General features: G+C 42.6%; 11 protein-coding genes. 8 read left to right on the forward strand and 3 right to left on the reverse strand.

The genetic code is table 11. The annotated features are described in order from the left end of the window. Window positions 1-8 precede the first annotated feature (8 nt). The 6 genes from AACT42_RS23115 to AACT42_RS23140 all read left to right on the forward strand — a co-directional run bounded on the left by AACT42_RS23115 (window position 9) and on the right by AACT42_RS23140 (window position 7,688). On the forward strand, window positions 9-632 hold the full coding sequence (locus AACT42_RS23115) for an ATP-dependent zinc protease family protein (protein WP_094132209.1): 624 nt from the start codon (window positions 9-11) through the stop codon (window positions 630-632). 315 nt (window positions 633-947) lie between these two features. Then, the gene (locus AACT42_RS23120; protein WP_094132210.1) at window positions 948-1,895 is read left to right on the forward strand and encodes an exopolyphosphatase; all 948 of its coding nucleotides are present in this window, start codon (window positions 948-950) and stop codon (window positions 1,893-1,895) included. 251 nt (window positions 1,896-2,146) lie between these two features. Continuing rightward, window positions 2,147-3,964, forward strand: a complete 1,818-nt coding sequence (locus tag AACT42_RS23125) for an extracellular solute-binding protein (RefSeq protein ID WP_237666853.1) — start codon at window positions 2,147-2,149, stop codon at window positions 3,962-3,964. A gap of 9 nt (window positions 3,965-3,973) precedes the next feature. Further along, complete coding sequence (locus AACT42_RS23130; RefSeq protein ID WP_013867858.1) at window positions 3,974-5,059, forward strand: microcin C ABC transporter permease YejB; 1,086 nt, start codon at window positions 3,974-3,976, stop codon at window positions 5,057-5,059. After that, on the forward strand, window positions 5,056-6,099 hold the full coding sequence (locus AACT42_RS23135; protein ID WP_094133588.1) for an ABC transporter permease: 1,044 nt from the start codon (window positions 5,056-5,058) through the stop codon (window positions 6,097-6,099). Before AACT42_RS23130 ends, AACT42_RS23135 begins: the two co-directional genes overlap by 4 nt. After that, a complete protein-coding gene (locus AACT42_RS23140; RefSeq protein ID WP_094133587.1) occupies window positions 6,096-7,688 on the forward strand; it encodes an ABC transporter ATP-binding protein in 1,593 nt (530 codons plus the stop codon). The genes AACT42_RS23135 and AACT42_RS23140 overlap by 4 nt, the downstream gene beginning before the upstream one ends. A 116-nt stretch (window positions 7,689-7,804) precedes the next feature. On the opposite strand, the gene AACT42_RS23145 is transcribed toward AACT42_RS23140, so the two are convergent. Together AACT42_RS23145 and AACT42_RS23150 are read right to left on the reverse strand one after the other, a co-directional pair. Beyond that, entirely contained in the window at window positions 7,805-8,596 is a 792-nt protein-coding gene (locus AACT42_RS23145) for an EAL domain-containing protein (protein WP_094133586.1), read from the reverse strand. A 269-nt stretch (window positions 8,597-8,865) separates the two neighbouring features. Continuing rightward, window positions 8,866-9,501 (reverse strand): hypothetical protein, encoded by a 636-nt coding sequence (locus AACT42_RS23150; protein WP_026029124.1) that lies wholly within the window; start codon window positions 9,499-9,501, stop codon window positions 8,866-8,868. A gap of 341 nt (window positions 9,502-9,842) precedes the next feature. Here AACT42_RS23150 and AACT42_RS23155 point away from each other — a divergent pair, with 341 nt between their 5' ends. Both AACT42_RS23155 and AACT42_RS23160 read left to right on the forward strand, forming a co-directional pair. Then, window positions 9,843-10,382, forward strand: coding sequence for a cytochrome b (locus AACT42_RS23155; protein WP_013867852.1), 540 nt, complete (start codon window positions 9,843-9,845; stop codon window positions 10,380-10,382). Continuing rightward, window positions 10,379-10,948, forward strand: coding sequence for a YceI family protein (locus tag AACT42_RS23160; protein WP_013867851.1), 570 nt, complete (start codon window positions 10,379-10,381; stop codon window positions 10,946-10,948). Before AACT42_RS23155 ends, AACT42_RS23160 begins: the two co-directional genes overlap by 4 nt. A gap of 96 nt (window positions 10,949-11,044) precedes the next feature. Here AACT42_RS23160 and AACT42_RS23165 read toward each other — a convergent pair whose 3' ends face one another. After that, window positions 11,045-12,817, reverse strand: a complete 1,773-nt coding sequence (locus AACT42_RS23165; RefSeq protein WP_176429114.1) for a methyl-accepting chemotaxis protein — start codon at window positions 12,815-12,817, stop codon at window positions 11,045-11,047. Between the last annotated feature and the right edge of the window lie 141 nt (window positions 12,818-12,958).

Below are 12,958 nucleotides of genomic sequence, written 5' to 3' on the forward strand. Positions count from 1 at the left end.
GTGGGTCAATGAAACAACACTTGAAACTTATTGCTCTTTTAATGTTGAGTACTGGTTTGATGGCATGTAGTACGCTAAACCAAACCTCAACACAACCAGAGCAAAAGCCAAAAGTTGAAGAGCCAAAACAACAAAATACTGAGGCACAAAAACCGGTTGAAAAACCCTCGAAAGAGCCAGTGGTTGTGGTGACGGTCAAAAAAACCTCTGATGGTAAGCTTATTTTGGGCGAAAAAGAGTGGGTTTATGTGCCGAGTTTGAACGAAAGCTTCAAAGCGCGTATCGATACCGGAGCGGCCACCTCTTCAATTAGTGCCGTGGATGTTGTTGCTTTTGAACGCGATGGAAATGATTGGGTCAAGTTCAGGATTGAACACGATGACATCAAAAGTGATGAGATAAGTTTACCTGTTGAACGCTGGGTCAGAATTCGGCAATCCAGTGCAGAGGGTACACAAAGACGTGCGGTCGTTGTCGCTTGGATTGAAATTGGTGATCTCAAAGAGAGAACCGAATTTACGCTTGCCGATCGTACACATCTGACTTACCCACTGTTACTTGGTCGTAGTTTCTTTAAAGATGTAGCGCTTGTTGATGTGAGCCGAAAGTACGTGCAGGATAAACGTAAATAGAGATACCTCACTTCTTAGCTCAACCTAGCAGCCAGCACTTGTTGCTGGCTTTTTCTTACCTCCAATTCCCTAGTTGTAACAGCAGTCTTCATTCCTCATTACTTTATTCGATATTTGCTCAATAAAATGATGCGCTGTGTTGAATAATGTTTGAAAACCATTGTGTTAAGTTTGTTAAAAAGACGATGGCGTCTAAAATGAAAACATACCACCTGCATTGGTAAACCTAAAAGGTGTTAACTCAGGATCTGATATACAAAACACTGCTTAAACCCACGCCGAGCAGTGATATGACTGCTAATAAGGAAATTGTCTATGTCTGAGCATCAACAAGCTGAAAGTAAATTTAGATTAGTGACACGCAGCGATTTTGATGGGCTGGTTTGTGCCGTGTTGCTCAAAAAACTCAACCTAATTGACGAGATCGTATTTGTTCACCCAAAGGATATGCAAGATGGAAAGGTGACGATAACTGAGCGTGACATTGTCACTAACCTGCCTTACGTCGCTAATGCTCACTTAATTTTTGATCATCACCTATCGGAAACTATTCGCAATCAAGGTGAAAGGCCGAATCATATTATTGATCCAAACGCGCCGTCTGCCGCGCATGTAGTATGGCAATATTATGGCGGACTAGATACGTTTCCCACTCAGTGGCAAGAGATGCTGAGTGCTGTCGACAAAGGTGACTCCGCGCAGTTTACTCGGGATGAAGTGCTTGATTCTGCGGGATGGAATTTACTGAATTTCCTGATGGATGCAAGAACAGGTTTAGGGCGCTTCCATGAATTTCGTATCTCCAATTATCAGTTAATGATGGATCTTATCGACTACTGTGCGAACCACTCCATTGCCGAGATTCTTGCTCTGCCGGACGTTCAAGAGCGCGTTACTTTGTACCGTGAGCATGAAATTCTATCTAAACAGCAGATTCAACGTTGCGCCAAAGTCTATAAAAACCTTGTCATTCTTGATTTGACGGGAGAAGAAATTATTTACGCGGGGAATCGGTTTATCATTTATGCCTTATTTCCCCAGTGTAATATCTCGATTCACAAAATGTGGGGCTTTCAGAAGCAAAATATCGTGTTTGCTACGGGGAAATCGATTTTTGATCGTGGCTCAAAAACCAATGTGGGCGGATTAATGCTCAAATATGGTGGTGGAGGCCATCAAGCGGCTGGAACGTGCCAAATTGCTCTTGAAATGGCAGAGCAGGTAGAAAAAGAGCTGATCAGCCAAATTACCACAGATGGTTAAAGCCGGTGAAGCCCTGCATGGCAGGGCTTTTTATCTCATCGCGGCGTTTTCTATACGTTTCGTTCCTAAAACCACAAAGTTACCAATTCTTATTGCGGCTCATCACCTACCAGCAATGCCAAGTTGTTTCGTTATAATTGCAGCTTGGGGTTTCGTAAATCTTATTTTTCTCTATACTTACCCAAGTGACTGAATTATTAATAGTTTACACTGATGGAATGTCGCGAAGTTATCAATGGAAGGATTCTAGTATGAGAAAAATTAAGCCTACGCTGTTAGGTGTGACTGTGCTGCTGATGAGTGCTTTGGCGACTGCGGATGTTGTAGAAACCACAACATTATCCGGCGTTGGGCAAGCCAAATATCCCGCCAATTTTTCTCATTTCGATTATGTTAATCCAAGCGCACCTAAGTACGGAAAAGTAACTTATGGCGAGGTAGGTACTTACGACAATTTTAACCGCTTTGCTTCCCGAGGCGCTCCGGCGGCAGGCAGTGGTGAGCTTTATGATTCACTGATGTTTGCGCCCAGCGACGAAATTGATACCTATTATCCATTGATTGCTTCTAAAGTCCGTTATTCTGATGACTATTCGTGGCTAGAACTAGATATTAACCCGAACGCACGTTTTCAAGACGGTAAACCGATCACCGCGCAAGATGTTGAGTTTACGTTCAACAAGTTCATGACAGAAGGGGTGCCTCAATATCGACTGTTTTACAAAGCGGTTAAATCGGTAACGGCGATCCATCCTTTAACGGTTCGCATTGAGATGTCAGAACCTAATAGAGAAAAGCTTTTTAGTTTGGCTCAATCAACTCAAGTGTTGCCTAAGCATTATTGGCAGGATAAAAACTTAGCAGAACCATTAAATGAACCGCCAGTCGGTAGCGGTCCTTACAAAGTCGTACGTTATCAAACTGGGCAGAGTGTCACTTATGAGTTGCAGGAAGATTATTGGTCTGCCAACTTACCAGTCAGCATTGGGCGACATAATTTCAAGCAGATCCAATACGACTATTACCGCGACGATACCGTAATGCTTGAGGCATTTAAAGCTGGGGAATTTGATATTCGCCAAGAGAGTTCGGCGAAGTTTTGGGCCAGCTCATACACTGGATTGAACTTCGATAAAGGATTCATCAAGAAAGAAGCGATCGCGCATAATAGTCCAGCTTCAACCCAAGGTTTTGTATTTAATATTCAACGAGAAGTGTTTAGTGATCCGAAAGTGCGCGAGGCTTTGACCTATGCGATGGATTTTGAATGGATGAACAAAAATATGTTCTACGATCAATACTCACGAACGCGTAGCTATTTTCAAAACACAGAGTATGAAGCGAAAGGTCTTCCCTCTACTGATGAGCTTACTATTCTTACACCACTAAAAGATAAGATCCCAGAACGTGTTTTTACCCAAGAATACCAACCACCAGTGACGGATGGGTCTGGTCGTATTCGTCAACAACTACGAGTCGCTTTTCAATTGCTCAAAGAGGCGGGGTGGGAGCTGAAAGATAAAGTGATGACCCATAAAGAAACGGGTAAAGCGTTTGAGTTTGAGTTATTGATCTACAGTCCGACCACGGAACGCATTGCCATTCCTTTGCAAAAAAATCTAAAACAGCTTGGTATCGAGATGAAGATTCGCTCAGTGGATACCACACAATATCTTAAGCGTTTGCGCGATAGAGATTTTGACATGCTTTCGTCGGCCTATGCGGCGAATCCTTACCCAAGTCCTAACTTGTTGATTATCTGGAATTCAAACTACATCGATTCCACGTACAATCGTGCTGGAGTGGCAGACCCAGTTGTCGACTTCCTCACTGAACAAATTGCCGCCAATCAAGAGCATCCAGAAAAATTATTGCCTTTAGGCCGAGCATTAGATCGCGTTCTACAATGGAATTTTTATCTGATCCCACAGTGGTATCTGAGCCAATATCGTATCGCAACTTGGGACAAATTCGAGCGCCCTAGCGTGATGCCAAAATATGATATTGGTCTTGATACTTGGTGGGTTTCGGAGCAGAAAGCGCAATTGCTACCAGAAAAACGCCGTTAAGAGGATGCAATGACTGCTTATATTTTCCGCAGATTGCTGCTCGTTGTGCCCACGCTGTGGGCGATTATTACCATTAATTTTTTTATCATCCAAATTGCCCCTGGAGGCCCAGTTGAGCAAGCGATTGCACAAATGGAAGGGCATGGTGACGGAATTATGGAGCGATTTACTGGAGGCGGCCAAGAGGTGGATATGTCGCTGTCGGCTAACACTGGAGGATATAAAGGTTCCCGAGGTTTAGACCCCGAGGTAGTCGAAGCGATAAAAAAACAGTTTGGTTTCGATAAGCCTCTTCATGTCCGTTATTTTGAAATGCTAAAAAATTACGCAACCTTTAATTTTGGTGACAGCTTATTTAAAGGAGGCAATGTTATTGATTTGATCACTGAGCGTTTACCCGTTTCGATCTCTTTAGGGCTGTGGAGTACGCTGATCATCTACCTTATCTCCATTCCTCTCGGAATTTTAAAAGCCATTCACCATGGCTCAAGGTTTGATGTATGGTCAAGCGCAGTGGTTATCATCGGTTACGCTATTCCGGGCTTCTTGTTTGCGATTATTTTGATCATTATTTTTGCCAGTGGAAATTATTTCAGCTGGTTCCCACTGCGTGGTTTAGTATCAAATAATTTTGCTGATCTGACTTGGTATCAACAAATTGGCGACTATTTTTGGCATTTGGCTTTGCCCATCTTTGCAATGGTGATCGGTGGGTTTGCCACTTTGAGTATGCTAACGAAAAACTCATTTCTTGATGAGATCAACAAACAGTATGTGGTGACGGCTCGAGCAAAAGGACTGGATGAAGGACGTATTCTTTATCAGCACGTTTTTCGTAATGCGATGCTGATTATTATTGCCGGTTTTCCGAGTGCTTTTATCAGCATATTTTTCACCGGTTCGATGCTGATTGAAGTGATGTTTTCACTGGAAGGTATAGGGCTACTTGGTTTTGAATCGACCATTCAACGGGATTATCCTGTAGTGTTTAGTTCTTTATACATCATGACGTTACTTGGATTAGTCCTCAGCATCATTTCCGATTTGACCTATATTTGGGTTGATCCTCGAATCGACTTTGAGGCTCGTTCATGATGGTAAAAAAAAGGCTGTCCAACCCATTAAACGTATTGCGCTGGCACGGTTTTAAGTCCAATCGGCGCGGTTTTTATTCACTATGGTTGTTTACGCTTTTATTTGTGGTGAGCCTATTTGCTGAGCTGATTGCAAATGATAAACCCCTTTTGGTTGAGTACGATCAGCAGTGGTTTTTCCCCACCTTTCAACAATATGCAGAAACTCGTTTTGGTGGTGAGTTTGAAACCGAAGCGGATTATACCGATCCTTACGTCATCGATCTGATTGAACAAAAAGGCTTTATTGTTTGGCCATTGATCCCATTTAGTTACGACACCATCAACTTTAATATCAATAATGCAGTGCCGTCAGCGCCAGATTCAGTGAACTGGCTTGGTACTGATGATAAAGGGCGCGATGTGCTGGCTCGTATTATTTACGGGTTTCGTATTTCGGTTTTGTTTGGCTTTGTATTAACACTCGTCTCGTCAGTGATAGGCGTTATCGTTGGTGCCACTCAAGGTTATTATGGCGGTTGGCTTGATTTACTTGGGCAACGTTTTATTGAAGTTTGGTCAGGGATGCCAACGCTTTTTCTGCTGATCATTTTATCGAGTTTCGTCGAACCGAATTTTTGGTGGTTGCTTGGTATTATGGTGCTTTTTAGTTGGATGAGTTTAGTGGGCGTGGTGAGAGCGGAGTTTTTACGCTGTCGTAATTTTGATTATGTGCGGGCTGCGCAAGCGATGGGTGTGAGTGATCGCCGCATTATGCTTCGCCACATGCTACCTAACGCGATGGTGGCTTCTTTAACCATGATGCCCTTTATTCTTTCAGGCTCAGTTACGACTTTAACATCCTTAGATTTTCTCGGTTTTGGCTTGCCAGTCGGATCGCCCTCTTTGGGCGAATTATTGGCGCAAGGGAAAGCCAATTTACAAGCTCCATGGTTAGGTATTTCAGCATTTGTGGTGCTCTCGTTAATGCTGACATTATTGGTCTTTATCGGCGAAGCTGTACGCGATGCCTTTGACCCGCATTCGACAGGGAGAATATGATGAGTAAAACCGTACTCTCTATCCAAAATCTTTCGGTCGGGTTTGGTCAAAAAAACAATATTGAACCTGTGATTAAAGCGGTGTCACTTTCTCTCTCCGCAGGGGAAACTTTAGCGCTGGTGGGGGAAAGTGGTTCTGGTAAATCAGTGACGGCGAATGCCATTTTGAAGTTGTTACCGAAAAGTGCTGCCCACTATTTGCAAGGGGAGATCTTTTTTGATGGTATCAATACGTTGAACTGTAGCGAGAGGCAATTAAGAGGTATACGAGGTGGGCGGATTGGTATGATTTTCCAAGAGCCAATGGTCTCACTCAACCCTCTGCACAAAGTTGGTAAACAGTTAATCGGAGTTGTGGAGATTCATCGAGGACTAAGAGGCAGCAAAGCACGTCAGTTGGCCATTGCATGGTTAGAAAAAGTGGGTATTCGATCGCCAGAAATTAAGATTAATGCTTATCCACATGAACTTTCTGGGGGAGAACGCCAGCGAGTCATGATTGCGATGGCTTTGATCAATGAGCCTGAATTACTGATTGCTGATGAGCCAACCACGGCACTGGATGTTTCTGTGCAGGCGCAAATATTAGATCTACTTAAAAACCTGCAACAAGAACTGGGTATGGCCATGTTGTTCATTACTCATGATCTCAGTATTGTTAAGCGTATCGCTGATCGCGTTGCAGTGATGCAAAATGGGCAAGTGATCGAGGTGAATGATGCCAAAACGCTGTTCTCATCCCCCTCTCACTCTTATACCAAAAAATTGATTGAATCCGATCCTCGAGGTTTGCCCGTTGACGTAAACCCTGACAACCCAATTCTAGTGCAGCTTCAGCATCTCAAAGTCTGGTTTCCCATCACTGGCGGCTTATTCAAGCGCACGGTCTCGCATATTAAAGCTGTCACCGACATGCAGTTTAAGCTTAAAAGAGGACATTCATTAGGAATTGTTGGCGAGAGCGGTTCGGGTAAATCGACCACTGGTATGGCGATACTAAAATTAGTCCATTCGGAAGGCTCGATTTGTTACGACAATAATGAGCTGCAAGGGTTAGATAGGAAAGCTATGTTACCTTATCGCAGCAAGATGCAAGTCGTTTTTCAAGATCCATTTTCAGCACTGAATCCGAGAATGTCGGTGGCGCAGATTATTGGTGAAGGGTTAGAGGTTCATAGCCGTTATGATAGACAAACTGTTGAACGAATGATTTGTGATGTGATGCGAGAAGTTGAACTCGACCCAGCCACTCGCTACCGTTATCCCAATGAGTTTTCAGGTGGGCAACGACAACGTATCGCGATTGCTCGGGCATTGGTGCTTAAACCTGAGTTCATTTTACTTGATGAACCAACTTCTTCTTTAGATCGTACGATTCAAGCGCAAGTGTTGGATTTGCTTAAATCGCTGCAACAAAAATATGGATTAACGTACTTGTTCATTAGCCATGATTTACATGTGGTGAAATCATTATGCCACTACACTATGGTGATGAAACAGGGTGAAGTCGTTGAGCAAGGGGAAACGCAACAGCTGTTTCTCAATCCTCAGCACCCTTATACCCAAGAGCTTATTTCCTTTTCTTATTAAACATCACGCTATGTCATACAGTTAAATAACGTGATGTTGTCGCTAGGAAAACAGTGAGTGAATATTGAAAGTAGCGGTAAAGTTGGGGCGCTACGCGCATGTAAAGAATATCGTTATTAAATGGCCATCTTAATGGCTGGTACTATCGCTTCCGGCATGGCTAAAAAATAGCCTTGAAACATATCAATATCGAGTTTTTGCATTGCTTCGAGTTGCGCTTGGGTTTCGATGCCTTCTACAACGGTATTGGAACCATTCTGTTTCGCAAGGGTAATGCCATCCATAAGTGGGTCACAATCACCTTGCATATATTTGAGTAATAAGCTTCGATCAAATTTGATGATATCAGGCGTCACCAAATTAACCCGTTGTGGTGTTGAGGCTTGAGTACCAAAATCATCAATGGCAATTTTAAAACCATTTGCAACCAGACTTTGCGTTGCGCATTGCAGCTTGCTTTCATTTTCTGAATCGATTTCAATCAATTCCATGACCAGTTGATTATGTTCTATATGCAGTTCTTTAAGGCGATCGCATAGCAATGCTTTGTTGATGTCGCTGATGGCAAACAATTCACCCGCGACAGGCAGTAAATTTAGAAATAATTGGCATTGACGATATTCGGAAAGGGCATAGTTTCGGATGTGGATAACTCGGCTGAGTCTTTCTACGTTAAGTTTGTCGATGGGATTAATAGTGTCGGAATGGAAAAAACAATCGGGGCGAATGGTCGTGCTGCCATTGGCAGTTATTCTCACTAGGGCTTCAACGCCCACAATACGGTTATCCCGCGAGAATATCGGCTGGAAAACGCTTCGCAGCACAAGATGCTGGTAATGAGCAATAAACTGGCCATCGGAATCCAGAGACATGCATTTTGAAAACTGAGTTTTGTTAGTTAAAAGCATACAATTTTCGACATCCTAATCATTAATTTTTGCTTGAAGCATCCGAGCGCCAATATGCCATGCCATATTATTGACTCACCTTGACCTTTGTCAATTGTACCTTTGGCTAAGATGAAAATTTGTGGGTTGTCAAAACAGCGTCACAAATATTGAATTATTTAGTGAATGTGATGTGGCAGGTTCAATTGATTGAGTGTGTGCTAAATCAGAAGACAAGAGGGTAATATAAAATCTAGAACTTGGAAGAAAATGAGGGCGGTTTGTTTACGTTACGCCCATTGTAATACGGCATATAATTGAATGTACTTTCGGACTAGTTGCTGGTTTTTAGAGCGTTTTAAAGGATGGCTAAATTTAATATAACAAGGGCTAATTTGAAAACGGTTCTCTAAAGATTGAGTTAGCAATGAGTCACTTTCATACAGCGTGATACCTTGTGCGAGGTATTGATCTATTTCATCGGGTAATTGCCCTGTCCACCAATGCAGTAACTCGCGACTTTTTTGGCTACGACTGATCCAGTGATCGGTCAGTAATAACAATAAATCATTCGGTTGAATCGCGTAAGCGTACTCATATTTCCACTGCGCAATGTCTTGCATCAACTTTTCTCGACAGGTTTTACCAGCACTGACCATATGGTGAGTCAGGATCCATACTGTTCCTGCATCACTGCTCACTCGGTAGTGGTGTGGCATGTCTCGCTGAGGGATTGATTCAATAACAGAATAGTGGCATGGGTGCCCAAATTCACTGAGTGTACGAGCCAATCTGCGAGCAAAAGCCAGTCCTAAGTGATGTTCACTCATTCCTTGGTTGTGTATGGTGGGGTAGTGCTTTTCACAAAGTTTTAGACAGTCAGCTTGAAATTCGTTGACGCTTTGCGTGAGTATATCCAATAGCAACTCGTTGTTCTCCTTTAATAAAGCCAAGCAAGATTACCACAGTTATCAACAAGCACGAGCAGCAAATGGCGAGTTCTTGATCTTTCACACTATTCTTCTAATACGAGCATTCTACAGGTGTTATACCCTTATGATTTGAAGCTACCGTTGTTTCAAGTTGTTTGAGCCTAAGTCGTGGTTATCTATATCCACAATAAGTTCCTTCAGTTTTTTCGAATAACTCAATCAGTACTAAAGTATGTCCACAATGTAAAGTATGGTAAATACTGTGTTAATAATTTAGGCTAGAATATAGATTCAATTCACTTTGTTGCTGTTTCACTTGCTGGTTTAGAAAATTTATGACAACTGAAGTTAAAAATTACAACTTAGTCACGCGTCTTATCCATTGGTTATCCGCACTCGTTATCATTGGTATGTTTGGTGTTGGGATCTGGATGGTTGAGTTAACCTATTACAGTCAATGGTATAACACCGCGCCACATTGGCATAAATCTGTCGGTTTGTTGCTGCTCGCGGTCACCCTGTTCCGCATACTATGGAAATTGGTGAGTGTCTCTCCTGCCATTGGTGGCGGCCACTATGAGCGCATTGCGGCTAAAGCGGCGCACGGATTAATGTATTTATTATTGATGACGCTGTTTGTATCAGGCTATTTGATCTCAACAGAAGATGGCCGAGGGATTGATGTTTTCAATTGGTTTACTGTACCAAGTATGGGCTTGCTGTTTGAAGGACAAGCCGATCTCTCTGGCACGGTTCACTTTTACGCAGCTTGGACGCTGATTATTTTAGCAGGCGTGCACGCTGTTGCCGCACTCAAGCACCATTTTATTGATAAAGACGATACGCTACGAAAAATGATAGGAGCTTCTAAATGAAGAAAACGTTACTTGCTACTGGATTGGCTTTCGCAACACTCATGCCGCTAGGTGCAAACGCTGCTGACTATGTTATAGATACCAAAGGTGCGCATGCTTCAATTAACTTTAAAGTCAGCCATCTTGGTTATAGCTTTACCAAGGGCCGCTTTAACAAGTTTGATGGTGAGTTTTCCTACGATCCTAACGACCTTGCAAGCTCAAAAGTGAAAGTTAATGTGGATACTCGCAGCTTGGACAGTAACCATGCTGAACGTGATAAACATATTCGTAGTGCTGATTTCATTGATGCATCAAAATATTCACAAGCCACGTTTACCAGTACTCAAGTGGTTGATAAAGGGAATGGTAAATTAGAAGTGCTCGGTGATCTTACTCTGCATGGTCAAACCAAACCCATTACTATTGATGCAGAATTTATTGGTGCAGGTAAAGACCCATGGGGTGGCCAACGCGCTGGTTTTTCGGGGACAACACGTATCGAACTCGCGGATTTCAATATTGCAGTAATGGGCGCTTCAAGCTACGTCGATATGGAACTCTATGTTGAAGGAATACAAAAGTAATCCACATCTTGTTATGCTTTAAGCAAACATGAATAAAAGGGTCTAACTCTAGACCCTTTTCACTAACTCTCGCTATATTTTATCTCTATACATTGGCTAACTGACGGATTTCTGAGTCTGGAATTCGGCGACCGCGTTGTCCATGTCGTTTGCTTGTTTGGAAACGATATCGACTTCAATCAAACACTGTTTAGCTGAGTGCATATTATTATCAGAGATAGAGTTAAGTTCGGTGATCGATTCACTGACTTGGTTCATCACAATGCCTTGTTCTTCAATTGCAGAGGCGATTCGCTCAGAGTTACTTTGTATCATTTCCATGTCAGAGAGAATCTGACGTAAACTATTATCCAGTTCTCCTGAAGCCGTTAGCGTCGCATGTCCTTGAGTATTGCATTGTGCAATATCAGTGACAACGGTGCTCATTTGGCTTTGAATTGCAGAAACGACATTGGTGATCTCTTCCGTTGACTGATGCGTGCGGCTGGCAAGTGCGCGGACTTCATCGGCGACCACAGCAAAGCCTCTTCCTTGTTCTCCGGCTCGCGCGGCTTCAATCGCGGCATTTAATGCCAGTAAATTGGTCTGCTCTGCGATACCTTGAATGATGTTAACAGCACCGCCAATTTGTTCGACATGCTTGTTCAATGAGGCGATGGAGATTTGACTTTTTTCCAATGTTCGTGAGAGTTCATCGACATTTTTTACCGTTGATTCCACCACCAAACGCCCTTGCTGAGCATTGTGCGCGGCTTTGTGTACACCTTCTACTGCTACACTAGTACTTTCTGAAATTTCGCTGATGGTGGACACCATTTCTTGAACGGCCGTTGCCATTGTCGTGGTGTGGTCAGCCTGAACGTGAAACTGTTCAATCACATCTTCTAATTCGTTATGCATACTTGATGTACTGTTCGATAGCTGGTGAGACTTTGTTTGAGAGCCAGCGATAAGAGTTTCGAACTTATCGAGTAAGATATTAAAGTAAGTTGCGATCGATACCAGCTCGTTGCGGCCAGTCAGTTCAACACGCAAACTGATGTTGTTGCTGTTTGAAATCATTTGCATCACTGATAACAACTTACTCACTTGCACGTTAATGGAGCGCGCTATTTGGAGAATAAAGCCAAGGATTAGCACGATCACTAACGCACTGAGCCCTTGCTTCACATAGTTAAGTTCTTGCTCAATACTTGTAATCTCTTTATTTAACACTTCAGAAAAGGTGACAAACTGTTGTTCAACATTATGAGAAAGGTTACGTACTTCACCAAGTAGCCCTTGATTATATTTCAAACCAATCACTTTTTTCTGATCGACAAGCTGTTGGGCGGCCTGTGCTAATGCCGGAAAACGGTTGGTCACTGTGCTGTTTTGCAGCTCTCCAACCTGCACGCTTTGATCAAACGCCATTAGCTCTAAAAGTAATGCATCATCAGCATTAGGTTTTATGGTTTCCAATGCTTGTAAATAAGTGGCTAAAAGGCCGGATTTTTCATTTAATCCGTATAGGCTATAAGCCTGCACCAATTTTTCAAAACCTTGTTTATAAGCCAAAAGATCTTGTCGGAGTTGGCTACTAGAGGGGAGATCTCGATCTAACAGGATGAGGGAAAGTTGCTGTTCCAGATCTAAAAAAAGAGTGCTGTTTTTTTTAAAGGTTTCAAGGTATTTCACGTCGCTTCGCAGAAGAAAATCTTTCTCATTGCGCCGCAAATTGAGCAGTCTAATTTCAAGTTTATCGACTAAGTTAATGGCTTGATTGAGCGTTTCGGTGGTTTGGGAAAAATGTGTGGTAGTGGCTAACATTACCAGAACCCCGATAACCGCAATAGCACCCAGTGAATATAATTTTTGTTTGATACTCATGAGATTATACACCTAAGTAAAATGACAATAATTGATGAAAATGTAATTATTAGTATGTTTAATTAGAATGTTAGGATTAAATGAAGCGTATATCAATGAACGCAAAAATATAAATTACATGCATTATCGTGACACAATAGT

The sequence above is a fragment of the Vibrio sp. V15_P4S5T153 genome (assembly GCF_963874485.1).
GTDB lineage: Bacteria > Pseudomonadota > Gammaproteobacteria > Enterobacterales > Vibrionaceae > Vibrio > Vibrio anguillarum.